We start from the raw sequence: 26966 nt of genomic DNA on the forward strand, positions 1-26966 counted from the left end.
ATGACTACACAAGACTTGGCAGCAGACTGCCTGAACGGGCGCGTTATTCTGGTAACCGGCGCCACCCAAGGCATAGGCGAGCAGGCAGCCTGGCATTACGCCCGTCACGGCGCGACCGTGGTGCTGTTGGCACGCAATACCAAGCGTTTGGAAGCACTGTACGACGCGATCGTGGCCGAGGGTTTGCCCGAGCCGGTCGCCATCGTGCTGGATCTGCTTAAGGCCAGCGACGAAGAATTCAATAATCTGGCTTTCCAGCTGGGGCAGTCGCTGGGTCGGCTGGATGGCATCGTCCACTGCGCATCGCATATGTATGCCCTGTCACCTTTGGCCAACCAGACCATAGATGAATGGATGAACCAGTACCGCATCAATACGGTGGCGCCGTTCGCGCTGACCCGCGCTTGCCTGCCGCTTCTGAAAGCCGCACCGGATGCTTCGGTGCTGTTTGTCGGCGAAGAGCACGGCCAGCAGGCCAAGGCCTTCTGGGGCGCGTTCGGGGCGTCGCATGCCGGTCTGGGCTATCTGATGCAGGTGGCCGCCAGCGAGTGGGATGTTTTCCCCAATTTGCGCGTCAATTTGTTGACCCCGGGTTCGGTCAACTCGCCGCAGCGCCTGCGCACCCACCCGGGCGAGGCGCGCTGTGAGCGCGGCGAACTGGCCGATCTGATGCCGCATTTCCTGTACTGGCTCAGTGCGGCGAGTGCAGGGCGCAGTGGCGAAATCATCCATCTGGATCTGCGTACCCAAACTGCTTGAAGGAGTGGCGCATGAAAACAGGGTTCTGGCTGCCGCTATGCGTGCTGCTTTCCGGCTGTAACTGGATAGGCAATCTGACCGGCCTCACCCATGATGCCAATAAGGCCATCGGTGCGGCCTGTCGCCAGACCGGGCGTTCGCTGGAAGAGTGTTTTTTGCGCAACGAGGACGCGGACAAGGCGCAGATTTACGCCGGCTGGCGTGAAATGAATGAGTACATGGTGAAAAACAAGCTGGACACCATGGCGCCTCCAGCATCCCCCGCCAAACCCGCGACCGGTTTGCCGGCTAAGGCGACCCCGTCGCATAGCAAGGCGGCGCCGGCAGTGGTGCAACTGGGGCCGACACATCTGAGTAGTGAAGAAGCAGACAAGCAGGCACAAAGCGATCCGCAGGTAGAGGCGGTGCTCTCTGCCATGCGCGAGCGCAAGGGCGGTGCGGTCAAGGCAGGCAGTGGTGCAGAAGCCGATCAGATGCGTTTGTTGGATATCATTCGCCAGTCCCAGCCTGGCGCGAGTGCGGCACCCGGCTAAGTCTTTCTGCGCTAACCTAGCCGACATTCATTCAAACAATGTCCAGCCAGCTTCCAAAAATAGGGGGAAGGCTGGCTATTGCTGTTCTTGCGGAATCATCATGGCCAAAGCCAAAACCATCTATAGCTGCACCGAGTGTGGTGGCACTTCGCCCAAATGGCAGGGCAAGTGCCCGCATTGCAATGCCTGGAATACCCTGGTCGAGGCGGTTGACGCGCCCGCTGCCGCGCCGCGCTTTGAAACCTGGACCAGCCAGACCAGCCGCGTGCAAAGCCTGTCTTCGGTGCAGGCCGAAGAAGTGCCGCGCGAGAGTTGCGGCATGGAAGAACTCGACCGTGTGCTGGGCGGGGGCTTGGTGCAAGGTGGCGTGATCTTGCTGGGCGGGGATCCGGGTATAGGCAAGTCCACGCTGCTATTGCAGGCGCTGGCCACCATGGGGGCCAACCGCAAGGTCTTGTATGTGTCGGGCGAGGAGTCGCCGCAGCAGATTGCGCTGCGCGCCTCGCGCCTGCAGCTGGATGCCAGCCATGTGCGCCTGCTGGCCGAGATCCGGCTGGAGGCGGTAATTGCCGCGCTCAAGGACGAGCAGCCGGCAGTGGCGGTGATCGACTCCATCCAGACACTGTACTCGGATCAGGTCAGCTCCGCGCCCGGTTCGGTGTCGCAGGTGCGCGAATGTGCGGCGCAGCTGACCCGTATTGCCAAGCAGTCCGGCATCACCATCGTGCTGGTCGGCCATGTCACCAAGGAAGGTGCGATCGCCGGCCCGCGCGTACTGGAGCATATTGTCGACACCGTGCTGTATTTCGAGGGTGACAGCCATTCCAACTACCGCATGATACGGGCGATCAAAAACCGCTTCGGTGCCGCCAACGAGTTGGGCGTGTTTGCCATGACCGAGCGCGGCATCAAGGGCGTGTCCAATCCGTCGGCTATTTTCCTGTCGTCTTACCGCGATGATGTGCCCGGCTCTTGCGTGCTGGTCAGTCAGGACGGCACGCGCCCCCTATTGGTCGAAGTGCAGGCCTTGGTGGACAACGCGCACGGCTTTCAGCCCAAGCGTCTGGCGCTGGGGCTGGACCAGAACCGGCTGGCGCTATTGCTGGCGGTGATGCATCGTCATGCCGGTGTGAGCTGTGCCGATCAGGATGTATTTCTCAATGCGGTGGGCGGGGTCAAGATTATCGAGCCGGCCGCCGATCTGGCGCTGGTGCTGGCCATGGTGTCTTCGCTGCGGAACAAGCCCTTGCCGGAAAAACTGGTGGTGTTTGGCGAGCTGGGGCTGGCCGGTGAAGTGAGGCCGGTGTCGCGCGGGCAGGAGCGGCTGAAAGAAGCCGCCAAGCTGGGCTTTACCCGTGCGCTGGTGCCCACGGCCAATCGCCCGCGCCAGCCCATTGCCGGGCTGGAAATCATCGGTATCGAGCGCCTGTCCGAGGCGGTGGCGTTTATTGCTGAGCGTTAAGCGCCTGTCGCCGCCGTTTTTAACGCCGTATCGTCGATGCGCAGCAGATCGTGAACCGGTGCTAAGGCGCGCGGGTGACGCGTAGCCGCACCGTGCTCAGGCTTTGCCTGTTGCCGCCTTGTGCACCGAATATAAATAGCTGCCCGCCGCGCCCGTCCTCGCGGATGCTGCCCAACGTCACCCAGCTGCCCAAAGGCGCGCTCAAGGTGGTGACCAGCGATTGTTTGCGCACGCTTGAGCCCTTGCCCAAAGCTTCGTCGCTGACCGAAATATCCAGCAACACCTGCTGGCCGTTCAGCCTTGGCGTGACTTGAAAGCCGCTGATGGCGCGCTGGCTGTTCTGTCCGTTAAACCACCACGGCAGCGGGCGCTCGACGCCCAGACTGATGCTGCCGCTTTTGCCCGAGAGCAGGCTTAAGCTTTGCAGGGTGCTGTTGTGGCGGCTGCTGCTATTGACCGACCAGCCATTATTGCTGCTTGTGGCGTTGCCCAGATTGATTTCGCTGCGAAAGCCTTGTGCCGATTTGTCCTGCGCGACTTCGATGTTCAGCATGGCCGGCTGGGTGTCAAGTTCGCGCGCCGCCTGTGCCAGCACCTGCTCGCGCGCTGCGCTGGCATTGATGATCAGCTTGCCATCGAAGGCCGACAGCGATTCGCCCGGCTGCAGTGTCGGGCGCAGCGCTGCGGCGACTTCATTTGCATTGGCCCAGTCCAGCGTCAGCACCTGCAAGGCATGGGCGGGCAGGGCCAGAAGCAGCAAGAGCGCAGAGAGTGCGGGTTTCATCAGTATTCCTTGCCGGCGCGCCAGATGGAAAAAATCAGCCACAGGCTGTTGAGCATGGCCACCATAAAGCCGAGAAAGCCGAATAGCGGCAGGCCGAACAGCATGGGGCCGGCATTGACCGTCATCACGATGCTGGAGCCTATGATCAGGCAGCCGGTCACGATGCCCATGGTCAGGCGGTTGGCGCTTTTGTCTATCTGGCGGCCGAAACTGTCCAGCCGCGCCAAATCCAGATTAATGCGGAACTTGCCCTGGCGCACATCGCGCGCCATGCGCACCATGTCGTGCGGCAGGCCGGCCAGCATGGTTATGCCGTCCAGCAGGCTTTGTTTGCCTTTGCGGGCGATGGCTTTGGGGTGGTAACGCGCCTTGATCAGCTCGCGCACAAAAGGGGTGAGCTGGTCGACCAGATAAAATTCGGGGTCAAGCTGCCGCCCCAGCCCCTCCAGTGTGATCAGTGCCTTGAACAGCATGGCAAGGTCGGGCGGCAAGACAATGCCGTGATCGCGAATCAGCGCCATGATGTCGTTAATCAGCTGGCTGATATTCAGCTGGCCCAGCGGCACATGTTCGTACTGGAACATCAGCTCGGACACATCATAGGCAAAGCGCTGTTCATCCACCGGATTGCGCCCGGTCCATTCGATCAGCGCCTCGGCCATGGCGCGCTCGTCGCGCCGTGCCAGCGCCGACAGCAAATCGACAATCTCGTCGCGTCTGACATGCGACAGGCGTCCGACCATGCCGAAATCGATAAAGGCGATGCGGTTGTCCGGCAGGTAGAACACATTGCCCGGATGCGGGTCGGCATGGAAAAAGCCGTTGATCAAGATCATCTTCAGTACGGCATCGGCGCCGCGCCGCGCCAGCAGGCTGGCATCCAGCCCCGCCCCGGGCAGAAGGTCGAGCCGTCCGCCCGGAATGCCCTCGATATAGTCCTGTACATTGATTTCGCTATTGCTGAAGTCCCAGTACACCTTGGGTACCACCATATGCGGGTCGTCCTTGAAGTCGTGGGCGAAGCGATCCATGCCGCGTCCTTCGGCCGCCAGATCCAGCTCGCGCTTTAGCGAACGGGCGAACTGGGCGACGATTTCGCGCGCGTGGTAGTGGCGGGTCTCGGGGAACTCCATCTCGATCAGGTAAGCGATATGGTCGAGGATGCGCAGATCGGCTTCGACCTTGGCGACAATGGCAGGGCGGCGCAGCTTGATCGCAACCACCGTGCCATCTTTCAGGCGGGCACGGTGCACCTGGGCGATGGAGGCTGCCCCTATCGGTTGGGCTTCGAAGGCATCGAATACTTCGTCCAGCGGCCGGCCCAGTGCCTTGCTGATCAGCGGGGCAACTTGCAAGGCAGGGATGGGCGGCACGCGGTTTTGCAGTTTTTCGAACTCGGCAATCCATTCGGGCGGGAACACATCGACGCGGGTGGATAGTATCTGCCCGAGCTTGATAAAGGTCGGCCCTAGTTCTTCAAAAGCGAGGCGCAGGCGTATCGGGGTGGGAATGGCGGTGACGGTTTCCGTTGTCTCATGGCGTAGCAACTTGGCCATCTGCGCCATGGCGCTGGGCAGACCCAGGCGTTCGGCAAAGCGCCCCAGTCCATGACGTACCAGAATCGCACTGATTTCGCGCAGGCGGGGGAGGTCGCGCATGGCAACCAGCGTTTCTCTTAACATGGCTATCCAGATGTTTGGGACTTCGACTTTACACTGCAGGTCACGTTCGATAGAGTGCAGTGTATGAAATTGCCTTTATTCTTACCAGCTCTGTTTTTTGCATTTTTCATGACTTTTGCTTATGCAGCGCCGGAGGCGCAAGTCAAGGGATTCGCAACAAGTGAAGAACAGTCCGACCCTATTGCCCGTTTTGCCTCCGCACCGGGCGAAGAGGCCGTGGGTGACTTATTGCTGCAGGCCATGAGCCTGATCGGTGTGGCTTACCGCTTTGGCGGTAACTCGCCGGCATCGGGGCTGGATTGCAGCGGTTTCATCAAATATGTGTTTGAAAAGTCGCTCAAGGTGAATCTGCCGCGCACGGCGGCCGAAATGGCGCGTGCCGGCCGGGCGGTCGAGCGCGACGAGCTGGCGGCGGGCGATTTGGTGTTTTTCAATACCCGGGGCTTTCGCAACTCCCACGCCGGCATTTATCTGGGCGGCAACAAGTTTATCCATGCGCCGCGTAGCGGCAAGAATATTGAAGTTTCCAATATGACCGGCAGCTACTGGGTTAGCCGGTATAATGGCGCTCGACGTGTGCAGCGTGGCCAACCGGTGCAACTGGAGGCGGCGGCTGAGCATCCGGTACGTAGCCGCGAGGCTGCTGCCCCTGTTGCTCGTGCCACCAGTAAAAGTAAGGCGAACAGCCGTAACAAGGTCGTTGCTGGCAAGAAAAGCACAGCGCAAAAAAGTAGCGTAAAAAGCCGGACATCGACTCGTGCCAGCGCCAAAAGCAGCAAGGCTAGCAGCACGAAAAAGCAGGCGAGCGCCAAAAAAGCACCGGCCAAAAAGACAAGCAGTCAAAAGAAAAGCAGCTAGGCGCTTCAAGATCAACCGTACGATGCCCGCTTAGGCGGGCATCTGCCTTTATGGGGGATACCCATGCAACTGGATATGCCGGTATGGCGCGATGCCGAGGGGAATACACTCGCTTGCGTCGAGAAAATCAAGGTCATGCGCGAAAATCTGGAAGAACTCGCACAAATGGCGCAGGACGCCTATGAGGATGCCATCCTGATGGGGTGCGACGAGGCGCAGATCAAGGCCTACCTGGTCAGCCTGATGCAGGCGCTGGACAATCCCTACACATCCTGACTTTAGAGGTAAACCCCCGATGCAATGGCCTTTCGAAGCCCTGATCGGTTTACGTTATTTGCGCGCCCGGCGCCGTAACGGCTTTATTTCCTTTATTTCGCTGGCCTCCATGATAGGCATTGCGCTGGGGGTGGCGGCGCTGATTATCGTGCTGTCGGTGATGAACGGTTTCCAGAAGGAAATCCGTACCCGCATTCTGGGCGTGGCCTCCCATGTGGAGGTGTCGGCCATGCAAGGCGGCATGGCCGGCTGGCCGCAGGTGGCCGAGGTGGCGGCGGCCGAGCCCGGCGTGCAGGCGGTGGCGCCGTTTGTGTCGGCACAGGGCTTGCTGTCTTATGGCGGCGCCGTGCGCGGGGTGATGGTGCGCGGCATCGAACCCAAGGCTGAGGACAAGGTGGTCGATGTCGGCAAGCATATGGTCAAGGGGCAACTGGCCGACCTTAAACCGGGTGAATTCGGCGTGCTGCTGGGGACCGAGCTTGCCCGCCAGCTGGGGGTCGGGGTCGGGGACAAGGTGACGCTGATTACGCCGCAGGGCAATGTCACGCCGGCGGGCATGATGCCGCGCCTGAAGCAGTTCACCATCAAGGGCTTGTTCAAAGTCGATATGTACGAGTACGACTCGGGCTTCGCCATGATAGACATGAAGGACGCGCAGACGCTGTTCCGCATGGGCGACAATGTGTCGGGCGTGCGTCTGAAGCTGGCTGACCTGTTTCAGGCGCCGCAGGTGAAGCGCGATCTGCAGCAAAAGCTGCCGGAAGTCTGGGTCTCGGACTGGAGCGACATGAATGCCAACTACTTCCGCGCCGTGCAGATAGAAAAGCGCATGATGTTCATCATCCTGACGCTGATTGTGGCGGTGGCGGCATTCAACCTGGTGTCCACGCTGGTCATGGTGGTGACCGACAAGCAGGCCGATATCGCCATTTTGCGCACCCTGGGTGCGAGTCCGGCCAGTATTATGAAAATTTTCATGATTCAGGGGGCGGTCGCCGGTGTGCTGGGGACGTTGTCCGGCGTCGCGGCGGGGCTGACCGTGGCCTGGAACCTTGATGTCATCATGCCGTTTATCGAACGCCTGCTGGGCGTCAAGCTGCTGTCAAGCGAGGTCTATCTGATCGACTATTTGCCATCCGATGTGCAACTGGCCGATGTGGGTACGATTGCCGTGATTTCGCTGGTGTTGTCCTTGCTGGCCACCCTGTATCCAAGCTGGCGCGCTGCGCGTACCCAGCCTGCCGAGGCGCTGCGTTATGAGTAATGTGATCGAAGCGGTCAATCTGGCCAAGGTATACGACGAGGGCGGGCTGAATGTAGAGGTTTTGTCCGGTATCAACCTCAATGTGGCGGTGGGCGAACGTCTGGCCATTGTCGGCGCCTCCGGTTCCGGTAAAAGCACCTTGCTGCATCTGTTGGGCGGGCTGGATACGCCGACCCGGGGCGAGGTGAGCGTGGCCGGTGCGCGCCTGTCCGGGTTGAGTGAAGCGGCGCGCGGCATGCTGCGCAATGAAAAGCTGGGCTTTGTCTATCAGTTCCACCATCTGCTGCCCGAGTTTACTGCACTGGAAAACGTGATGATGCCGCTCCTGATCCGGCGCGAGCCACGGGCGCAGGCCGTAGCCGCGGCCAGCGACATGCTGGCCAAGGTGGGCTTGGGCAGCCGGCTGGGGCACAAGCCGGGCGAGCTTTCCGGTGGCGAGCGCCAGCGTGCCGCCATTGCACGCGCGCTGGTCACACGTCCGGCCTGTGTGTTGGCCGACGAGCCAACCGGTAATCTGGACCGCGCCAATGCTCGCGTAGTATTCGATCTGATGCTGTCGCTGAATGCGGATCTGGGAACCAGCCTGGTGATCGTGACGCACGACACCGAGCTTGCCGCGCATACCGGCCGCGTGCTGCATCTGGACGGGCAGGGCTTGTCGGGCTAAAGGATTTTTTGTAGTGCGCTGCCGGCTGTTTGTCTGGCCTGTAGTGTGTTTTTTGTTAGTGTTTTTACCGGAGTATGTTCTGTTGTTGCAACGTGATGAATTGATCTTTGACTCGCTGTCTGCCATTTTGCAGACGACACCCGGCCTGATTCAGTTGGCGATTGGCCTGGCTTGTGGCGTGTTGGGCTGGTTGTGGTCAGGTTATGTATACCGCCATTTCTACCGTACTCACCCCGAGCGTTCCGAGCGTTTCCTGCCCTATATCGGCCTGCGTCTGGCGATGCCGCTGAGCACCATGCTGCTGCTGGTGATCAGCGTTTTTGCCTGGAAGCTGTTTGCCTCGACCCCGGCCAAGGTGCTGGTGACCATGGCGACGCTGATGTTCTGGCTGTCGATGATACGCATCATCACCGCCGTGGTGCGTCAGGCCTTGCCGCGCGGCAGGTTCGAGCGCGGTAGCGAACACTTTATGGCCATGGTGCTGTGGCTGATGTATGCCAGCTGGGCGGTAGGGGTCGACTCGCTGGCGATCGAGTGGATGCAGTCGATTGCCTTTACCGTTGGCAGCACCCGTCTGGATTTGCTGATGGTGCTGAGCGCCATCTTGTGGGTGTCCGTCATTGTGATCGGTGCCTTGTGGGTGAGCCGCGCCATCGAGTCGCGCCTGATGCGCCTGAAAGATCTCGATCTTTCGCTGCGTATCGTGTTCTCCAAAATTGCGCGTACTGCCTTGCTGGTCGGTGCGGTGCTGATTGCCCTGCCTGTAGTCGGCATTGATCTGACCGTCTTGTCGGTGTTCGGTGGTGCCTTGGGTGTGGGTCTTGGTTTCGGCTTGCAGAAGATTGCCTCCAACTATGTGTCGGGTTTTATCATTCTGCTGGACCGCTCCATCCGCATCGGCGACCGTCTGGAAGTCGAAGGGCGGGTGGGGGTCGTTACCAAGATTACCTCGCGCTTTGTCGTGCTTAAGAGTGCCGACGGCTCGGAGGCGCTGGTGCCTAACGAGGCGCTGATTAGCAGTACTGTGATCAATACTTCGTATTCGGACAAGGCGATCTGGACCAGCCTGCCTATCGGTGTGGCTTATGGCACCGATCTGGATCTGGCGCTGCGCTTGCTCAAAGAAGCCGCCAACCATCCGCGCGTGCTCAAGGAACCGGGCCCGTCGGCGTTTGTGCTCGAGTTTGCCGATTCCAGCATCAATCTGTCGCTGGGCGTATGGGTATCCGATCCGGAGAACGGTTTCCTGGGGCTCAAGTCCGAGATCAATCTGGCGATCTGGCGCAAATTCCAGGAAAACGGGATCCAGATTCCGTTCCCACAGCGCGAGATCCGTATCCTTAAAGACGAAGCCTGAAACGCGAGGATGGTATGAGCGCAAAAGAGCTGGCCATTGTTGATGATGACAAAGCAGTGCGTGATGCACTGCTCTGGTTGCTGGACGGCCAGCCTTTTGCCGTCCATCCTTTCGAGAGCGCCGAGGCGCTGCTGCAAAGCGGCGATCCGGCACGCTTTCATTGCCTGATTGTCGATTTGCGTCTGGGTGGCATGAGCGGTCTGGTTTTGCTGGAGCGTCTGGCGCTGGCGCCTTATTGCCCGCCGGTTATTATGCTGACGGCGCATGGCGATGTGCCGCATGCGGTGGCCGCACTCAAGCTGGGTGCGGTCGACTTTCTGGAAAAGCCGTTTAACGACGAGCATCTGATTGCCTTGTTGCAGCAGTGTCTGGCGCGGGATGAGACGCAGCGCAAGCACTATCATGGCAAGCGGCATGTCGAGGCAACATTGGCTTCATTGACCGAGCGCGAGCGCGAGGTGATGAAGCTGGTGTTAATGGGCAAGCTGAATAAACAGATCGCCGACGAGTTGGCGATCAGCATGAAGACGGTTGAAGTGCACCGTGCACGCGTATTTGACAAAATGGGTGTGAAGTCGGCCGTCGAACTCGCCAGCCGTCTGGCAGAAAGGCAGGCTTGAATGGCTGGCAATAAGCAGCCGGTTTCGGTGCTGGTGTTATTGTATAGCGCTTGTGGCCGGGTGTTGTTGATTGAGCGCGCCGACAAGCCCGGCTTCTGGCAGTCGGTCACCGGCAGCCGGGAGGGGCAGGAGGCGCTGCTGGCGACGGCTTGGCGCGAGCTGGGCGAGGAAACCGGTTTTTCTGCTGCTGACGGTGTGATGCATGACTGGGCGCAAAGCTCGGTCTATGAAATCTATCCGCACTGGCGTCACCGTTACCCCGAGGGGGTGACGCATAACACCGAACATGTGTTTGCTTTCGAATTGTCAGCCGAAGCGACGCCCCGGCTTAATGCCCGCGAGCATATCGCGTATGTCTGGCTAGACTGGCAAGAGGCGGCACAGCGCGTATTTTCCCCTTCCAATGCGGTAGCTATCCGGGAATTGGGCCGTCGGCTGTCGCCTTTGTCCTGAATCTCATTGGAAGTCACCATGGTTGTTAACCGTTTGCATCAATGGCGCAAGCTGCTGCCACAAGTGCCGCTGGCGCTGCTATTGCTGATCGAAGCACTGTTGCTGGGTTATCCCTTGGTGACCGAGCTGCCCAGAACGCTGCCCGGCAATTTCTGGCATGCCGAGTCGGCCATCTTGGCCGAGTTCAACTGGTTCATGCTGCCGCGCCTGTTGCTGGTCAGTGGCCTGGTGCTCATGGCGATAGGCTTGCTGTTGCGTGCCCGGGCGGCTTGGTTCTTTGCCCTGATGCTGGTGCTGCTGGTGACACCCTTGTTGTGGCGCTCCGGGTTGGTGCAGCATGGTACGCTGGCGTTTTCGTGGGCCTTGCTTGTGTTGCTTGTGCTGTTTCGCGATAGCTTTCAGGGTTCGAGTGTCGTTGCCGGGGCCTTGGTGACCCTGCTGATTGTCAGCGCTTTGCTGTGCTATGCCATGGTCGGTTCATTATCGTTAGGGGCTGATTTTATCCCGCCCATTCTGAATCCGATGACGGCGCTGTATTTCAGTCTGGTGACCATGACGACGGTGGGATATGGCGATATTACCCCGCACACCGATGCCGCACGGCTGTTTACTCTTTCCATCATCATTCTGGGTATTACCGTATTTGCCGCAGCGTTGAGTACATTGGTAGGCCCCATGCTGAACTCAAGCATGCAACGCATTATTAAAGGGAAGGGACGTAAAATGAAACGCTCCGGTCATTTTCTGATCGTTGGTGCATCACCATTGGCACATAATCTGTACGAGAGTTTGAGCCAGCGCGGCCTTAAAGTGACGGTGTTGTTGTCCCCCGAGAGTGCGCAGCAGCATAGCCTGCCTGATGATGCGGATATCGTGGTCGGAGAGACTTCCGATACCAGCGTTCTCAAGGAAGCGGGCGCGGAGTTGGCGCGCTCGGTGTTGGCGCTGGGGGGGGATGATGCCGATAATGCATTTGTAGTGCTGGCGATGAAGGATCTGGCCAGTGATGTGCGTACGGTGGTTTTACTCAACGACAACCGTCATCTGGAAAAAATCAAGCGTTGCCAGCCGGATGTGCTGATTGCCCCCCAGTTGCTGGGGAGCGAGATTCTGGCGCGCCTGCTTAATGGTGAAACCATGGACAAAGACACCATTACCGACCTGCTGCTGCAGGGCAATCCGGCCAAGCTCAGCGATTGAGCCTGGCGCGTTAGCCTGCGATGGCCGCCAGACGGGCTTTGTCGTAATACTCGCCGCCCATATTCAGCTCTTCACCATCATGCCAGCGGCTGGAGTCCCCTTCGCTGATAAACCAGTGCCGGCCGCGCTCATCCTGATGGACGAAGACGCCGCCTTGCAAAGTTTGCTCTTCCAGGTCCTCTATGCTGTACGGTGTATCGCCACCATAGGGCTTGAACGTATCCTGGCTATGGTCCCATATCCATTGGCGTGCAGTGCCCATATTGCTTTCTCCTCGTGAGTATTGCGCCGTTGACGGCGCTTTAGGCAAATATCCTATAGCGCGTAGGGCTAAGAAGCAAACAGTCTTGGTCGCGGTGCTATCCCAGCCCGAATCATGCGGTGCATAATGGACACAAGCGTGCATGGTGCCGTTTACCTGATGATCGGGGCGTATGCTGCGCATCACCGGGTCTAGCCTGAGTTCGTGCGATGAAACCGCTATCCGTTGCAACTTACAACATCCACAAGGGCATGTCGCCGCTGAACCGCAAGGTGATGGTGCCGGCGATGGCGCGGGCGCTGGATACCTTGTCGTCCGATGTGGTTTTTTTGCAGGAAGTGCAGGGGCGCAATGCCCTGCGCGCCCTGCGCCACCCCAACTGGCCAAGCTTGCCACAGCATCATTATCTGGCGCGCCATCTGGGCAGCAAGGTCACTTATGGCTTGAACGCCGCCTATGATCACGGCCATCACGGCAATGCGTTGTTGTCGCGCTTTCCCGTTACCGAGTGGTGCAATCTTGATATCAGCGTCAACCGGCTGGAAAGCCGCGGCATCCTGCATTGCCTGCTGCAACCGCAGGGCTGGACGCAGCCGGTGGTCACGCTGTGCGCCCACCTGAATTTGCTGGCACGCGACCGGCGCAAGCAATTCGAGGCCCTGTCGCGTTATATCGACAGCAATGTGCCGCCGGAGGCCATGCTGATTCTGGCTGGCGACTTCAATGACTGGCGCGACGAGGCCAGCGCCATCCTGCGCGAGCGTGCCGGTCTGGATGAAGTGTTCCGCCTGCTCAATGGCGAGTGTGCCAGAAGCTTTCCGGCGCGCATGCCCATGCTGCCGCTGGATCGCATCTATGTGCGCGGCTTGCAGCCGGTGTCGGTCGAAGTGCATCGCGGCCTGCCCTGGGCCAAGTTATCCGATCATTTGCCATTAAGTGCACAATTGTTGCCACTATAAAACAGTGCCATTGGAAGATAATATTTTGTATACATCACTTGACAGTTGCGGGTCGCGGCTGGTAGATTTTGTCCCAGATACATCGCCGATTTGATACAGCTTGCGGGCGTAAAACAGCTAAAGCGTGGACGGACTGCAGCTCGCAATCCGCACTTCAGTAATACCGAAGTTCCATGATTTAAGCTCGCCGCAAGTGGCGGGCTTTTTGCATTTCTAGGGACTTCGATGATACATCTCAATAACGTGAGCAAGCGCTTTCGCCATCCCGACGGGGGCTGGTTTGATGCCGTACGCGCGACTACGCTTTCCATCGCCGAGGGCGAAATATTCGGTCTGATCGGTTTTTCCGGTGCCGGTAAATCCACCTTGCTGCGTCTGATCAATCTGCTGGAACGCCCCGAGGCGGGGGCCGTACTGGTGGATGGTCAGGATCTGACCCGCTTGTCGGCTAGCGAACTGCGCCGTGCGCGGCAAAATATCGGCATGGTGTTTCAGCAGTTCAATCTGCTGTCTAACCGCACCGTGGCGGAAAATATTGCCTTCCCGCTGGAAATCGCCGGCTGGAGCCGCGTTGATATTGCGCTGCGCGTAGCCGAATGCCTGGAAGTGGTGGGGCTCTCTGACCGCGCCGAACATTATCCGGCCCAACTTTCGGGCGGGCAGAAGCAGCGGGTCGGGATTGCCCGCGCGCTGGCGCCGCGCCCCAAGGTCATTCTGGCCGACGAGCCGACTTCGGCGCTGGACCCGAAAACCACACAAAGCGTGTTGCAGTGCCTGGCCGATATCAATGCGCGTTTTGGCGTCACCATTGTACTGGTCACCCATGAAATGGGCGTGGTGCGGGCAATTTGCCAGCGTGCAGCCTTGCTTGAGGGCGGGGCGCTGCTTGAAGTGATGGATGTTAAACAAGGCGAGGTGCAGGCGTTGTCGTCTGCTGCGCGCGATATGCTGGAGGCCGCGTAATGGAAGCGATCACTTTTGCCGAGGCATGGAGCAACCTGGTGCTGCTGGGGCCGGAAATCTGGCAGGCCTGTCTGGAAACCGCACTGATGCTGGGCATAGGCTTGTCCGCTGCCGTCCTCTTGGGTGGCCCCTTGGGCGTGTGGCTGTATCTGGCGCAGCCGGGGCAGATTCTGGCCAACCGTTTTGTTGCCGGTTTGCTGGGCTGGCTGGTCAATCTGGTGCGCTCTTTCCCTTTCATTATCCTGATGGTGTCGCTGGTGCCCTTAACCCGGCTGATCGTCGGTAGCACCATCGGCCCGGTCGCCGCAGCCGTGCCTTTGTCGTTTGCCGCCATTCCGTATTTTGCCCGTCTGGTCGAGCAGACGCTGCGCGAAGTACCGCGCGGAGTGGTCGAGGCCGCCGAAGCCATGGGCGCGAGCCCCTTGCAGATTGTGTTCAAGGTCTTGTTGCGCGAAGCGCGTGCCGGCCTAGTGAATGCGCTGACCATTCTGACCATCAGCTTTCTGAGTTACTCCGCCGTGGCCGGTGTCGTGGGCGGCGGGGGGATTGGCGATCTGGCCATCCGCTACGGCTATTACCGTTTCCAGAGTGAAGTCATGCTGGCCATGGTGCTGCTGCTGGTGGTGGTCGTGCAGATTATCCAGTTGGGCGGCAACTATCTGGCCGCGCGTCTGGACAAGCGTTAACCCTTTTATCAAGCATCCATACCAAGGAGAAACAAGATGCGTGCAAGCTTTATCAAAACACTGCTAGCCGTTGCGGTTGGCCTGAGCTTTACCGGCGCGGCTGTGGCTGCGGATCCTGCCAAGAAAAACATCGTGATCGGTACCACCGTGGGCGACTTTGGCGACATGGTTAAGCTCAATATCAAGCCGCAGCTGGAAAAGCAGGGCTATAGCGTCAAACTGGTCGAGTTTACCGATTATGTACGCCCCAATCTGGGTCTGGCCGAAGGCTCGCTTGATGTAAACGTGTTCCAGCACAAGCCGTATCTGGACTCGTTCAGCAAAGAGCACAAGCTGAGCCTGACGCCGGTGTTCCAGGTGCCGACCGCGCCTTTGGGTGTTTACCCGGGCAAACTTAAGGCGCTGAAAGACGTGAAGGCTGGCAGCACGATCGCCACGCCTAACGATCCGTCCAACTTCGCCCGTGCGCTGGTGATGCTGGCCGATCTGGGCTGGATCAAGCTGAAGCCGGGTGTCAATCCGCTGACTGCATCCGAGCGCGATATTGCCCAGAACGTCAAGCAGGTGAAAATCGTCCAGCTGGAAGCGGCGCAACTGCCACGCGCCCGTGGCGATGTGGACTTTGCCATCATTAATGGCAACTACGCCACCAGCTCCGGCATCAAGCTGACCGAGGCCGTGTTCCAGGAAAAGAGCTACGCCTATGTGAACTGGGGTGTGGTCAAGAGCGCTGACGCGGCCAAACCATGGGCCAAGGATGTGATCGCCGCCTACAACTCGCCTGCTTTCAAGGCGTGGGCACAAAAACAGTATCCGGGTTACAAGCTGCCGCAAAACTGGAAGTAAGCTTGAGCGGATGCAGCCAACGGCACCTGAACAGGTGCCGTTTTTTGTGTCTGAAAATCGCCTATGCTGCGTTTTGGGTCTGTCTGGAAGCGGCGAATGAGCACAGCGTATTTCACCAAGGTGGTCATCACCCAGTCGGCACGCATTGAGCTGGCTTGTCGGGCATTGGCCGGGCCGGATGGCGCGCAGCGCGCCGAGGCGGTGCATGACTTGCGTCTTGCGCTACGGGCCTTGCGTACGGTGCTGCTGTTTTTTCGCGGTAGCGAGACGGCTGATGCGTTGCGCCGGCACTTGGCCGGGTGTTACCGCCTAAGCCGCGAGGCGCGCGAGCTGGAAGTGGCGCTGGACGCGCTGGCCTTGTTGCAGCGATGCCATCCGCGGGCATTAAGCGTGGATCTTGCGTGGGCACGTGCCTTACAGCAGGCGCGCAACCGCTTGTTGCCGCGCCTGCAGCCTGATTTAGTGGCGGCGTTGGCTTTGCTTTTGCCTTTTCTTGCCGGCGCAGATGCGCTGCTGGATAAGCTGCGCTTGCGCAAACTGGCACGCATGCAGGCCAAGTCTTTATGGCAAAAAGTGCAAGCCAAGCTGCAACGGGCGCTGGGTAGCGGCAAGCCTGCCCACTGGCATGCGGCGCGGCTGGCTATCAAGCGCTATCGCGGCTGGGGCGTACAGTTTGCGCCGCTACTTCAGCGGCGTACCCGCAAGCGGGTGAAGGCTTTGTTCTCCGTGCAGGGTTTGCTGGGCGAATTGAATGATTGGCAAGCACTGGTGCAGCGCCTGCAGGCAGAAGGGGCACTCGCCAAGGCTTGGCGGCGCATCATCGCAGGGCGGGAGAAGCATTTGCAAAAGGTGCTGCGCCGGCGCGTTCGGCGGCAGATTTGAGGCATCATGCAAGCCAAGTGGCTGCTTGGGCGCATCTTTTACCATAAGGCAAGGGTTTTGTTTGCCGTAATCAGGTATACTGCGCGCAGGAAAGCTGTGCTGCCCGTTGGCTGAGAGCGTTCGCCTGGACTCATCCGGGTTCCGCCCGCCTCATTCTCGCCTCGTTTCCCGTAACGAATATCTGCCGGATTCGGCATTATCCTGACGGACATCTCCGCCAGCCCTTGTTGAACCGGGTCGGCGCTGGAGTGTTAATGAGGGGGCAGTCAGAGCATTGTTGAAGACACGGATGCCCGCCATCAGATGGGGGGCTATCGGAGATAGGTTATGGCTAAAGAAGAACTGTTGGAACTGCAAGGCGTCGTCGTCGACGTCATGCCGGATACCCGATTTAAAGTGCGTTTGGAGAATGGCGTTGAAGTCGTGGCCTATGCCTCGGGCAAAATGCGCAAATTCCGCATCCGCATTCTGGAAGGCGACAAGGTGACGGTTGAAATGTCGCCGTATGATCTGACCAAGGCGCGCATCAGCTTCCGTCACAAGGAAGAACGCGGCCCGTCGTCGGCACCTTCGTTCCGCCGCTAAGCAAGACTTGCGGGCGCGGATCAGGCCTTAGCCTCCGTGCCCGAACTTCCCTTCGTATTTCTGCCGCCCGCCATTCCGGCCGGTGCGCAACCTCTGCTTGACGCTTTATTTGCCCGTCAATAGGCGCGGCTACGCTCGACCTTGCCCGTTACTTCCTGCCCTTGCTCCAGTGCCTGAATGCGCCTTGCGATCTGCGCTGCGGCCTCGCCGATCAGCGTCTGGGCTGCGCTGTGCGGCGTAATGATGGCGCGCGGGTGGCCCCATAGACGATGTCCGGCTTCTAGCGGCTCCAGTGCGAATACGTCCAGCAGGGCAAAGCGCAGTGCGCCGCTGTCCAGTGCCGCAAGCAGGGCATTTTCATCGAGCTGATCGCCACGTCCGGCATGAATCAGCGCGCTGCCCGCTGGCAGCAGCGCCAGCCGTTTTGCGCTGAGCAGGCCGCGGGTCAGCGCGGTGGAGGGCAGCAGGTTGATCAGGACATCGGTTTGGGCCAAGAGGGCGTTTAGCTGCGCTTCGCCAGAGATGCAGTTGACGCGGTCCAAGGCGTGCCTCTTGCGGCTATAGCCGCTGACGCAATAACCATCCTCCGCCAGCGCCGCCGCGACGCGCCCGCCCATTTCACCCAGCCCGAGGACCGTGATGCGGGTGTCGGCCTTGCGTCTGTCCGGTCTAACCTGCCATTGCTGTGCCTGCTGCTGTGTACGGTAAACGTCGAAGCTGCGCTGCCAGTGCAGCACGCCATAGCGCGCATACTCGACCATTTGTTCGGCCATGCCGGCATCGGTCAGGCGGTAGATGGGGATGTCGGGGGAGAGGTCTTGCCGGCCCAGCAGGCGGTCAACCCCCGCGCCCAGTGCAAACACCCCTTGCAAGCCGGAAAGGTTGCTAAAAAAGCCCTCGGGTGGGTTCCATGCCACCGCATAGCGTGCGTCAGGTTCGAGCTGGTCGCTGACGCGATGTCCGGGTAAGAGGCGGGACAGGGCGGCGATATAGCTTTGCGCATGTTCCGAATGGTAGACGGTAATCACGAGGGCTCCTTGCCTGAGGCTGGCGGGCGCAAATATATGCACTTTTTTTGCAAGCCACTATGCTGGAAAAAAAGGGAGCATGCAATGAGACTGGAACTCTTTAATCAGGTTGCCAACCTGATCGGGCTGAAAAAGCGCTCGCGCGAGGCAGTATGGCTGATCGAGATCGAAGGCATGACTTGCAGCGGGGCAGCTCGGCAGATGGATTTGTCCGTCTCCACCGTGTCGCGCGCCCACGCCCGTTACCGGCGCGCGGTGCAGGCCATCAATGTGATGGCACCGCACCTGCCGATGTAGGTCTTACCAGATGATTTTGGCGCGGCTCTCGCCCAGCGTATCGGCTAGCGCCAGCAGCAGTGCATCATCCAGTCTTACCCCCCATGCCGGCGGCAGCATCAATTCGCCCTTGGCCTGACCATTGTTGTAGTGCAGGCGTACCGGGCAGCCGGCTTCTTCGCTTTTGTAATCGACCAGCGTACTTCTGAGTTTGCCCACATCGGCGGTGTGATCCAGCTGGATGGCCAGCGAGCGCGCATAGCGGCTGCGCGCTTCGCCCAGCTGATAGACATGTTCGGCGATAATACGCAGACCGCCGGAGAACTTGTCTTCGCTGACCTTGCCCTCCACTACCAGCACGGTGTCTTCTTTTAAGCGGTCGCGATTGGCGTCAAAGCCTTCGGCAAACAGCGAGACTTCCAGCTTGGCACTGCCGTCATCCAGCTGCACGAAAGCCATCTTGCCGCGGTTGCCCACCTTGACGCGGATGCCGGTAACAAAGCCGGCCAGTAGTTGCGGCTCCTTGCGCGGCACCAGACGCGATAGCGGCGTTTTGATAAAGCCGCGCACTTCTTTTTCGTAAGACTTGAACGGGTGGCCGGACAGATAGTAGCCGATGGCCTGTTTTTCTTCGGCCAGTTGCACCGCCGGCGTCCAGGCGCGAGCTTCTATCATCGGCACGGCCGGCACCACATCGTCGCCGAACATATCGAATAGCCCGCCTTGCCCCGCGTTGGCGGCTTCCTGGCTGGCCGCTTCCAGTGCCAGAGCGACATTGGCGAACAGTCTGGCGCGGTTGCTATCCAGTGCGTCGAATGCGCCGGCGCGGATCAGTGCCTCAACTGTGCGTTTATTGACGATTCTCTTGTCGGTACGGCTGCAAAAATCGAACAGATCCTTGAACGGGCCGCTGGCCTCGCGTACCGCGATAATATGCTCGACCGCCGCCTCACCGGTGCCCTTGATCGCCCCCAGCGCATAGCGGATATGGCTGCGGTCGGTCGGCACAAAACGGTAAAAGCCCTGATTGACGTCGGGTGGCAGGAAGGTGAGGCCGTTGGCCAATGCATCATCGTAAAAAATCTTGAGCTGGTCGGTGTTGTCCAGTTCGCTCGACATGGTCGCCGCCATAAAGGCCGCGCAGTGGTGCGCCTTGAGCCATGCCGTCTGGTAGGACACCACGGCGTAGGCGGCGGTATGCGATTTGTTAAAGCCGTATTCGGCAAACATCGCCATCAGGTCAAACAAATGGGTGGCCAGCTCTTTGGTGTAGCCCTTTTTCTCTGCGCCTTCGGTGAAGATGCCGCGATGCTTGTCCATCTCCTCGGCTTTTTTCTTGCCCATGGCCCGGCGCAGCATGTCGGCGCCGCCCAGCGTATAGCCGCCGATAATCTGCGAAATCTGCATCACCTGTTCCTGATACACGATCACGCCATAGGTCGGGTCAAGGCAGGCGGTCAGGTCGGGGTGGAAGTAGTCCACCGCCTGCTTGCCGGCTTTACGCAGGATAAAGTCGTCCACCATGCCCGAGCCCAGCGGGCCCGGACGATACAGTGCCAATACCGCGATAATGTCTTCGAAACGGTCGGGCTTGAGCTTCTCCAGCAGGCGCTTCATGCCGTCCGATTCCAGCTGGAACACGGCGGTGGTATTTGCCGTCTGCAAGATGCGGTAGGCCGCCGGATCGGTGAACTCCAGCAGATTCAGGTCGGTGTCGAAGGACGGATCCAGCTGCTTGATATAGCGTGCGGCCAGATCGATGATGGTCAGGTTTCTGAGGCCCAGAAAGTCGAACTTCACCAGGCCGATTTTCTCGACATCGTCCTTGTCCAGCATGGAGACCGAAACGGCGTCTTCACCGGAGGCCTGATACAGCGGGCAGAAATCGGTCAGCTTGCCCGGTGCGATCAGCACGCCGCCTGCGTGCATGCCGATGCCGCGGGTCAGACCCTCCAGCTTCTTGGCCAGCACCCACAACTGGGCGACTTCTTCCTCGTTTTCCAGCCGCTCTTTCAGGACCGGCTCCATCGCGACGGCGTCGTCCAGCGAGTACTGCTTGCCGGGTGCGGCCGGAATCAGCTTGGACAGCTGGTCACAGAACATATACGGCAGGTCGAGCACGCGCCCCACATCGCGGATCACCGCCTTGGCTGCCATGGTGCCGAAGGTGGCAATCTGCGACACCGCCTCCTGACCATAGGTCTGGCGCACATATTCGATGACGCGGTAGCGGTTGTCCTGACAGAAGTCGACGTCGAAGTCGGGCATGGAAACCCGCTCCGGGTTAAGGAAACGCTCGAACAGCAGCGCATATTCCAGCGGATCGATATCGGTAATTTTGAGGCTGTAGGCCACCAGCGAGCCCGCACCCGAGCCGCGTCCCGGCCCTACCGGACAACCGTTATGCTTGGCCCAGTTGATAAAGTCGGCCACGATCAAAAAATAGCCGGGAAAGCCCATCTGGATGATGGTGTCGGTTTCGAACTTGAGGCGGTCAACATAGCGCGTACGCTGCTTTTCGCGCTCTTCGGCATCCGGATACAGCTCGATCAGGCGCTCTTCCAGCCCTTTTTGCGCCTCCTGCACCATAAAATCGTCCAGACTCATGCCGTCCGGCGTCGGGAAGTCCGGCAGGTAGTTGGTGCCCAGCTCGACGGTGAAATTGCAGCGCTTGGCGATTTCGACCGAGTTTTGCAGCGCCTCGGGGACATCGGCGAAGCGTTCCAGCATTTGCGCGCTGGAGAGGAAGTACTGGCAGTCGGCAAATTTCTTTTGCCGGCGCTTGTCGGACAGGGTAAAGCCTTCGGCGATACACACCCGTGCCTCGTGCGCCATATAGTCGTCCGCATCCATAAACTGGATGGGGTGGGTCGCCACCACCGGCAGGCCTGCTTCGCCGGCCAGACGCAAGCTGGCCTGCACGATGGCCTCGACCTGCGGGTTATCCACGCGCTGAATTTCCAGATAGAAGCTGTCGGGAAACAGGCGCGCCCAGCTTTGCGCGCGTGCCAGCGCTTCTTCCGGGTTGCCATTGCTGAGCGAAACGCCGATATCGCCCAGCTGCGCGCCGGACAGGCAAATCAGCTGGCTATTGTCGCCATGCTCCAGCCACTCGCGCTTGATTTCGGCGCGCCCGCGCACCTGATTGCCGGTAAAGGCTGCGGCCAATAGCTCGCACAGGCGGCCGTAACCGGCGCGGTTCTTGGCGATCAGCATCAGGCGGCTGGGTTTGTCCCGGTCCGCCTCATTTTCCAGCCAGATATCGCAGGCGATAATCGGCTTGATGCCGGCATCGCGGCAGCCCTTGTAAAACTTGACAAGCCCGAACAGGTTCATCAGGTCGGACATGGCCAGTGCCGGCATCTGATCGGCGCGTGCGCGCTTGATCGCGTCGCCAAGACGCACGATGCCGTCACTGACGGAAAATTCGGAATGCACACGAAGGTGGACGAAGCGTGGTGTAGTCATCCGCGCATTGTAGAGCTGTGGGCGCAGCGGGGCTAGTTCCGGCTGGAGAAGGTGGGCATGAGGGCGGGCAGCGTCTGAGTCTCGTTGCGACTCACCGGCAAACAGGCGATCGGATGCCTATCCTGAGAGCATCACCCGTCGGTGATCTCACAGCTAAGGAGGATTAAGATGAAACAGGGAATCAAAACGGCGGCTGCCGTGATTTTGACGACGCTTTTACTCGCCGCCTGCAATACCATGGCCGGCATGGGGCAGGATGTAAAGGCGGCAGGTCAGGGGGTGACTAAAGCGGCGGATGATGTAAAAGAAAAAATGTGAGTCTGACCGGCTGAGCCATGCCGGCTTTGCACTTGAGCGCAGGCGCTTTTTCATCAACAGGGCATCGTCAGGATGCCCTGTTTGCATGATGGGTGGCCGCGCCTGAAATCGTACTGCATGGCGGGCATTGGCGCATGGCTTGCCCGCCTGTATCGTGTGTAGCTGGATCAGGTTTTAGGGGAGGCGCCATGTTGAATTTGAATTCGCACCGCTGGCGCTTGGCGCTACTGGGTCTGTTATGCGCTTTGCCAGCAGCTGCAGATGAACTTGGCCGGCAGGCAAAGGTCTGGATGCGTGCTGACCATGTGGTGTTGCTGGGCGAGGTGCATGACAACCCGGATGGCCATGCGCAAAGGCTGGCCTTGCTTAAGACGGCATTGCACGCGGGCTGGCGGCCGGCGCTGGTGATGGAAATGTTCGATCGCGAACGGCAGGCAGAACTGGATGCGGCGCGCCAGCACTGCCGGCTCGATGGCGCATGTATTGCGCAGCGGGCCGGCGCAGAAGGCTGGAACTGGGCCTTGTACCAGCCCGTGCTGGCCTTGGCGCAGCAGTACCAGTTGCCACTGATCGCCGGCAATCTGTCGCGTGATGAAGCACGCCAGGTCATGAAAAACGGCTACGCGGCGGTGCTGGATGAGGCCACCCGCCAGCGCTATCGGCTGGATCAGCCTTTGCCGGCGGCGCTGGAAGAAGGTCAGCGCCAAGCGCTGGATCAGGGCCACTGCGGCATGCTGCCGGCCAAGGCCATGCCGGCCATGGTGCGCGCGCAGGTGGCGCGCGATGTTGTACTGGCGGATACCTTGCTGCAACACCGAAGTCAGGGCGCGGTGCTGATTGCCGGTAATGGCCATGTCGGGCGGGCAGTGGGCGTGCCGCGCTGGTTGCCTGAAGCTGTGCCCTTGTGGGTGGTCGGCTTTATCGAGCAGGGGCAGTCCGCTTCGGGGTATGATCTGGCCGTCGCGGTGGCGGCTACGCCGAGAGAAGACCCGTGCCTGGGTTTGGCTGCCGTGCAAAAGCCTTGAGCGCTGCTTGCCGTGCTTATCACCTTGTTTTTTGTTGAGAGCGGAGTGTGTTCGTGAAAAAACAGTTGCGCCGTCTGTTGCCTGATGCGCAAAGCCTGCGCCAGCGCAAAGGTTTGGGCTGGCTTGCGCCCTGGCTTGGGCGGGAGCAGTTATGGTATCTGAGCCGTCACAGCGTGGCGCTGGGTATGGCGCTGGGCGTGTTTTTCGGTCTGCTGACCCCGTTTGCCCAGATATTTCTGGCGGTGATGGCGGCCATTGCCCTGCGCGCCAATGTGGCGGCGGCGGCTTTGTCTACGCTGGTGACCAATCCGCTCACCTTCGCACCCATTTATTATCTGGCTTATCGCTTAGGCAATTTTTTGCTGGGTAACGAGGGTGGGGCCGGGGTGCCGTTTAGTGGTGACGCCAGTTGGTGGTCGGATTTGAGCGGTGTGGGTAAGCCTTTGCTCTTGGGGCTGGTGTTGATTGCCTTGGTGTTGGCGCCTCTGGTCTATCTGGCGGTGAGTACATTGTGGCGCTTGAGTTCGGCCTGGGCCTGGCAGCGGCGCAAAGCGCGGCGGCAGGCGCTTTGAACACGGCCTTGCGCACGGGGTTTTTTCCTTTGGCGGCTACCGCGAAAGCGCTGCCTCTCTTACAATGCGCACCTTGTTGATTTGTAATGGCTTCTGCGCCGTAGTGTGCGCCCAGCCCAGGACCCCGATTCCCCATGTTGCGATTGTCTGAAATCAAGCTCCCCCTTGACCATCCCGAACACGCTTTGCGTGACGCCATTATTGCCCGCTTGGGCGTGCCCGCGGGCGATGTGCAGGATTTTATCGTTTACAAGCGCAGCTTCGATGCGCGCCGCTCGGTGATGGCATTAACCTACACCGTTGATATCACGGTGGCCGGCGAAGAGCGCTTGCTGAAAAAATTTGCCAAAGACGCGCATATAGGCATGACGCCGGATATGCGCTACCAGTTTGTCGGTCAGGCAGCGGAGGATTTGGCCGAGCGCCCGCTGGTGGTCGGCTTTGGTCCGTGCGGCATTTTTGCCGCGCTGGTGCTGGCGCAGATGGGCTTCAAGCCGGTGGTGCTTGAACGCGGCAAAAAGGTGCGCGAGCGCACCAAGGACACCTGGGGCCTGTGGCGCAATAACAAGCTCAACCCCGAATCGAATGTGCAGTTCGGCGAAGGCGGCGCCGGTACGTTTTCGGATGGCAAACTCTATAGCCAGATCAAGGACCCGCGCCATCTGGGGCGCAAGGTGCTGGAGGAGTTTGTGCGTTTCGGTGCGCCGGACGAGATCATCTATGTCAACCGCCCGCATATCGGCACGTTCCGTCTGGTGAGCATGGTCGAGAAGATGCGCGCCGAGATCGAACGCCTGGGCGGCGAGATCCGTTTTCAGGCTAAGGTCAGCGACTTGCTGCTGGACGAGATGGCGGATGGCAATAAGCAGGTGCGCGGCCTGCGTCTGGAAAACGGCGACGAGATTGCTTCGCGCCATATCGTACTGGCACTGGGCCATAGTGCGCGCGATACCTTCGAGATGCTGCATGAACGCGGCGTCTATCTGGAGCAAAAGCCGTTTGCCGTCGGTTTCCGCATCGAGCACCCGCAAAAGCTGATCGATGAAGTGCGCTGGGGCAAGTATGCCGGCCATGAAATGCTGGGTGCGGCCGACTACAAACTGGTGCATCAGGCCAGCAATGGCCGTGCGGTATACAGTTTTTGCATGTGCCCGGGCGGGCAGGTGGTGGCCGCAGCCAGCGAGCCGGGCCGCGTGGTGACCAATGGCATGAGCCAGTATTCGCGCGCCGAACGCAATGCCAATGCAGGCCTGGTGGTCAATATCGAGCCTAAGGATTTTCCGGGTAGCGATCCCTTGGCCGGTATGCGTCTGCAGCGTGACCTGGAGTCGCGCGCCTATGTGCTGGGCGGCAGCAACTACAATGCGCCGGCGCAGCTGGTGGGAGACTTTATCGCCGGCCGGGCATCGACCGCGCTGGGTTCGGTCACGCCGTCCTATCAGCCGGGGGTCACGCCGACCGATCTTGCCAGCGCCTTGCCCGACTATGCGATTGCCGCCATGCGCGAGGCGATTCCGGCCTTTGCCAAGAAGATCCGCGGTTACGATATGAATGATGCGGTGCTGACCGGGGTCGAGACGCGCACTTCCAGCCCCTTGCGCATCAAGCGTAATGACGTGTTGCAAAGCCTGAACGTTAAGGGTCTGTATCCGGCGGGCGAGGGTGCAGGCTACGCGGGCGGCATCCTGTCGGCGGGTGTGGATGGCATCAAGGTGGCCGAAGCGCTGGCTTGTGACATGCTTGGTATTGGGCCTGCGGTGGCTTAAAGCGGTTTTTCTGGCGCCCTTGGCAGGGTTTGCTCGCATCCCGGGAATGTCTGTCGTTATTACTGCCCTGGTGGTTAGGCGGATTGATTCCGCAATCAGGGCACTTTTTTGTGAGACCCGTTGTGGGTCGCCCGGAGGGTATTTTGAAAACAGAGTGTATTAGTCTTGAGGTTGGAGAGAGTCATCCTGCCTACCAGTGGGCCAAAAGGCAATCTGACTCAGTTGGTGCATTTGGGCATATTGGGACGCACATAGACTGCTATGAACGCAGCCCGGATGCCAGCCGTTACGAGGTTGATGCGGTCGTAATCGACTGTACGCAGGGTATGCCTGAGGCGGGGGCTCTGGCCGGGCTTGATTTGCAGGGGCGGGCATTGGTGCTGTATACGGCCAATGTCGAGCGCAACGGTTATGGTGCCCCGGCCTACGGCAAGATGCTGACTTGTCTGGAAGAGCGTGTGCTAGAGCAGTTGTTGGAGATGGGGCCCGCATTTATCCTTGTCGATAGCTATGGCATTGGCCTGCATGGTGAGCAACATATCGCATTCGATAAGAAATGCGAAGCCAGTGGTTGTTTCGTGATTGAAAACGTGTTTCTGAATCGCGAGATTTGTGCCGGGCTGATTAGTCTGTCGATCAGTATTGATATGGCTTCCCTGTCAACAGGGAAGCGCTGCGAAGTCATTGCCTTGTATCGCTAGTTCCTTATCGTTACGCGGCACCAGTTTCTGGGTGCACGTGAGTACGGCTATCACGTGCTGCGTAAACTGCGCACTATCCCTTTGATCAGCACTACGCGGTGTTGTACGGCTTTAGCATCGCCTGAATTCGGCCGTTCGTCGCGGAGTGCTCCTCTGTCGCTGCGGGGTACTGCCCAATCAGAGAAGCGGAGTGGGCGATAGCAACACGCCGTCTTCATCGGCATACAGCCATTCGCCGGGCGTGAAGCTGACATCGCCGAAGCACAGCGTCAGGCTTTGCTGACCTTCGCCGCGCTTGACCGATTTTTTGGGATTCGTTGCCAGTGCGCGCACGCCGATGTCGAGCTGATGGATGGCGACCGAGTCGCGGATGCAGCCCCAGATCACCACCCCTTCCCATTGGTTCTTCACGGCCAGTTCGGCTATCTGGTCACCCAAGAGTGCGCAGCGCAGCGAACCGCCGCCGTCTATGACCAGCACCTTGCCTGCGCCTGGTGTGCCCAGTACTTCGCGCACCAGCGTGTTGTCCTCGAACAGCTTGAGGGTGACGATTTGCCCGAAAAAGCGTGGGCGGCCGCCATAGCTTTGCAATAGGGGCAGCATCACCTGTACCTGGCCTTCGTTGGCGTCGTACAGATCCGTAGTCAGAAAGTTCATGGCTTAAGTGTCCTGTGTCGGGAAGAGGGTGTGATGTGTTAGATAGGTTAATCCTAC

Annotated in this window: 29 protein-coding genes; 23 read left to right on the forward strand and 6 right to left on the reverse strand. The window is 59.7% G+C overall.

What is annotated here, in order from left to right; translation table 11 throughout:
• From M3P88_RS03185 to radA, 3 genes are all read left to right on the forward strand, one after another.
• Positions 1-759, forward strand: a complete 759-nt coding sequence (locus M3P88_RS03185) for an SDR family oxidoreductase (protein WP_249614600.1) — start codon at positions 1-3, stop codon at positions 757-759.
• Positions 760-770: 11 nt separating this feature from the next.
• Positions 771-1292: a hypothetical protein gene (locus M3P88_RS03190; RefSeq protein WP_249614601.1), complete on the forward strand. Its 522-nt coding sequence runs from the start codon at positions 771-773 to the stop codon at positions 1290-1292.
• A 100-nt stretch (positions 1293-1392) separates the two neighbouring features.
• A complete protein-coding gene (radA, locus tag M3P88_RS03195) occupies positions 1393-2754 on the forward strand; it encodes a DNA repair protein RadA (RefSeq protein WP_249614602.1) in 1362 nt (453 codons plus the stop codon).
• A gap of 61 nt (positions 2755-2815) precedes the next feature.
• Here the strand turns inward: radA and M3P88_RS03200 are convergent, their stop codons facing one another.
• Both M3P88_RS03200 and M3P88_RS03205 read right to left on the reverse strand, forming a co-directional pair.
• Positions 2816-3538, reverse strand: a complete 723-nt coding sequence (locus M3P88_RS03200; RefSeq protein WP_249614603.1) for a hypothetical protein — start codon at positions 3536-3538, stop codon at positions 2816-2818.
• Positions 3538-5196 carry an ABC1 kinase family protein gene (locus M3P88_RS03205; protein ID WP_349629034.1) on the reverse strand — a complete coding sequence of 553 codons (1659 nt, stop codon included), beginning with the start codon at positions 5194-5196 and terminating at the stop codon, positions 3538-3540. The genes M3P88_RS03200 and M3P88_RS03205 overlap by 1 nt, the downstream gene beginning before the upstream one ends.
• Positions 5197-5328: 132 nt before the next feature.
• Here M3P88_RS03205 and M3P88_RS03210 point away from each other — a divergent pair, with 132 nt between their 5' ends.
• The 8 genes from M3P88_RS03210 (at position 5329) to kch (ending at position 11915) form a co-directional block, all read left to right on the forward strand.
• Positions 5329-6078, forward strand: coding sequence for a C40 family peptidase (locus M3P88_RS03210; RefSeq protein ID WP_249614605.1), 750 nt, complete (start codon positions 5329-5331; stop codon positions 6076-6078).
• Positions 6079-6141: 63 nt separating this feature from the next.
• Positions 6142-6354 carry a hypothetical protein gene (locus M3P88_RS03215; protein ID WP_124736427.1) on the forward strand — a complete coding sequence of 71 codons (213 nt, stop codon included), beginning with the start codon at positions 6142-6144 and terminating at the stop codon, positions 6352-6354.
• A 19-nt stretch (positions 6355-6373) separates the two neighbouring features.
• Positions 6374-7618, forward strand: a complete 1245-nt coding sequence (locus tag M3P88_RS03220) for a lipoprotein-releasing ABC transporter permease subunit (RefSeq protein WP_249614606.1) — start codon at positions 6374-6376, stop codon at positions 7616-7618.
• Positions 7611-8285: a lipoprotein-releasing ABC transporter ATP-binding protein LolD gene (lolD, locus tag M3P88_RS03225; RefSeq protein WP_249614607.1), complete on the forward strand. Its 675-nt coding sequence runs from the start codon at positions 7611-7613 to the stop codon at positions 8283-8285. Before M3P88_RS03220 ends, lolD begins: the two co-directional genes overlap by 8 nt.
• An 82-nt stretch (positions 8286-8367) precedes the next feature.
• The gene (locus tag M3P88_RS03230; protein ID WP_249614608.1) at positions 8368-9642 is read left to right on the forward strand and encodes a mechanosensitive ion channel family protein; all 1275 of its coding nucleotides are present in this window, start codon (positions 8368-8370) and stop codon (positions 9640-9642) included.
• A gap of 14 nt (positions 9643-9656) precedes the next feature.
• Complete coding sequence (locus tag M3P88_RS03235) at positions 9657-10262, forward strand: response regulator transcription factor (protein WP_249614609.1); 606 nt, start codon at positions 9657-9659, stop codon at positions 10260-10262.
• The gene (gene nudB / locus M3P88_RS03240; protein ID WP_249614610.1) at positions 10263-10715 is read left to right on the forward strand and encodes a dihydroneopterin triphosphate diphosphatase; all 453 of its coding nucleotides are present in this window, start codon (positions 10263-10265) and stop codon (positions 10713-10715) included.
• 18 nt (positions 10716-10733) lie between these two features.
• On the forward strand, positions 10734-11915 hold the full coding sequence (kch, locus tag M3P88_RS03245) for a voltage-gated potassium channel protein (RefSeq protein ID WP_249614611.1): 1182 nt from the start codon (positions 10734-10736) through the stop codon (positions 11913-11915).
• A 10-nt stretch (positions 11916-11925) separates the two neighbouring features.
• Here kch and M3P88_RS03250 read toward each other — a convergent pair whose 3' ends face one another.
• The gene (locus M3P88_RS03250; protein WP_249614612.1) at positions 11926-12177 is read right to left on the reverse strand and encodes a hypothetical protein; all 252 of its coding nucleotides are present in this window, start codon (positions 12175-12177) and stop codon (positions 11926-11928) included.
• A gap of 209 nt (positions 12178-12386) precedes the next feature.
• On the opposite strand from M3P88_RS03250, the gene M3P88_RS03255 reads away from it, so the two are divergent.
• The 6 genes from M3P88_RS03255 to infA all read left to right on the forward strand — a co-directional run bounded on the left by M3P88_RS03255 (position 12387) and on the right by infA (position 17098).
• The gene (locus M3P88_RS03255; protein ID WP_249614613.1) at positions 12387-13136 is read left to right on the forward strand and encodes an endonuclease/exonuclease/phosphatase family protein; all 750 of its coding nucleotides are present in this window, start codon (positions 12387-12389) and stop codon (positions 13134-13136) included.
• A gap of 225 nt (positions 13137-13361) precedes the next feature.
• Positions 13362-14099 (forward strand): methionine ABC transporter ATP-binding protein, encoded by a 738-nt coding sequence (locus M3P88_RS03260; protein WP_249614614.1) that lies wholly within the window; start codon positions 13362-13364, stop codon positions 14097-14099.
• Complete coding sequence (locus M3P88_RS03265) at positions 14099-14785, forward strand: methionine ABC transporter permease (RefSeq protein ID WP_124736409.1); 687 nt, start codon at positions 14099-14101, stop codon at positions 14783-14785. Before M3P88_RS03260 ends, M3P88_RS03265 begins: the two co-directional genes overlap by 1 nt.
• A gap of 36 nt (positions 14786-14821) precedes the next feature.
• Positions 14822-15631, forward strand: a complete 810-nt coding sequence (locus M3P88_RS03270; RefSeq protein WP_249614615.1) for a MetQ/NlpA family ABC transporter substrate-binding protein — start codon at positions 14822-14824, stop codon at positions 15629-15631.
• Between the two features lie 96 nt (positions 15632-15727).
• The gene (locus M3P88_RS03275) at positions 15728-16513 is read left to right on the forward strand and encodes a CHAD domain-containing protein (RefSeq protein WP_249614616.1); all 786 of its coding nucleotides are present in this window, start codon (positions 15728-15730) and stop codon (positions 16511-16513) included.
• A gap of 327 nt (positions 16514-16840) precedes the next feature.
• A complete protein-coding gene (gene infA / locus M3P88_RS03280) occupies positions 16841-17098 on the forward strand; it encodes a translation initiation factor IF-1 (RefSeq protein ID WP_124736406.1) in 258 nt (85 codons plus the stop codon).
• Positions 17099-17214: 116 nt separating this feature from the next.
• On the opposite strand, the gene M3P88_RS03285 is transcribed toward infA, so the two are convergent.
• Positions 17215-18126: a 2-hydroxyacid dehydrogenase gene (locus tag M3P88_RS03285; protein ID WP_249614617.1), complete on the reverse strand. Its 912-nt coding sequence runs from the start codon at positions 18124-18126 to the stop codon at positions 17215-17217.
• Positions 18127-18210: 84 nt separating this feature from the next.
• Here M3P88_RS03285 and M3P88_RS03290 point away from each other — a divergent pair, with 84 nt between their 5' ends.
• Positions 18211-18423 carry a sigma factor-like helix-turn-helix DNA-binding protein gene (locus M3P88_RS03290; protein ID WP_124736405.1) on the forward strand — a complete coding sequence of 71 codons (213 nt, stop codon included), beginning with the start codon at positions 18211-18213 and terminating at the stop codon, positions 18421-18423.
• 3 nt (positions 18424-18426) lie between these two features.
• On the opposite strand, the gene dnaE is transcribed toward M3P88_RS03290, so the two are convergent.
• On the reverse strand, positions 18427-21870 hold the full coding sequence (dnaE, locus tag M3P88_RS03295) for a DNA polymerase III subunit alpha (protein WP_249614618.1): 3444 nt from the start codon (positions 21868-21870) through the stop codon (positions 18427-18429).
• 168 nt (positions 21871-22038) lie between these two features.
• Between dnaE and M3P88_RS03300 the strand changes: the two genes are divergently transcribed.
• From M3P88_RS03300 to M3P88_RS03320, 5 genes are all read left to right on the forward strand, one after another.
• Positions 22039-22188, forward strand: a complete 150-nt coding sequence (locus M3P88_RS03300) for an entericidin A/B family lipoprotein (protein ID WP_220789336.1) — start codon at positions 22039-22041, stop codon at positions 22186-22188.
• A gap of 188 nt (positions 22189-22376) precedes the next feature.
• The gene (locus M3P88_RS03305) at positions 22377-23213 is read left to right on the forward strand and encodes a ChaN family lipoprotein (protein ID WP_249614619.1); all 837 of its coding nucleotides are present in this window, start codon (positions 22377-22379) and stop codon (positions 23211-23213) included.
• Positions 23214-23266: 53 nt separating this feature from the next.
• On the forward strand, positions 23267-23785 hold the full coding sequence (locus tag M3P88_RS03310; protein ID WP_249614620.1) for a DUF2062 domain-containing protein: 519 nt from the start codon (positions 23267-23269) through the stop codon (positions 23783-23785).
• Between the two features lie 134 nt (positions 23786-23919).
• Complete coding sequence (locus M3P88_RS03315; RefSeq protein WP_249614621.1) at positions 23920-25551, forward strand: NAD(P)/FAD-dependent oxidoreductase; 1632 nt, start codon at positions 23920-23922, stop codon at positions 25549-25551.
• Between the two features lie 143 nt (positions 25552-25694).
• Positions 25695-26252, forward strand: coding sequence for a cyclase family protein (locus M3P88_RS03320; RefSeq protein WP_249614622.1), 558 nt, complete (start codon positions 25695-25697; stop codon positions 26250-26252).
• A gap of 177 nt (positions 26253-26429) precedes the next feature.
• Here the strand turns inward: M3P88_RS03320 and rraA are convergent, their stop codons facing one another.
• On the reverse strand, positions 26430-26909 hold the full coding sequence (rraA, locus tag M3P88_RS03325) for a ribonuclease E activity regulator RraA (protein ID WP_249614623.1): 480 nt from the start codon (positions 26907-26909) through the stop codon (positions 26430-26432).
• Positions 26910-26966: the final 57 nt, after the last annotated feature.

It is taken from the genome of Craterilacuibacter sp. RT1T, assembly GCF_023502145.1.
In the GTDB taxonomy this organism is placed as follows: Bacteria; Pseudomonadota; Gammaproteobacteria; order Burkholderiales; family Chromobacteriaceae; genus Craterilacuibacter.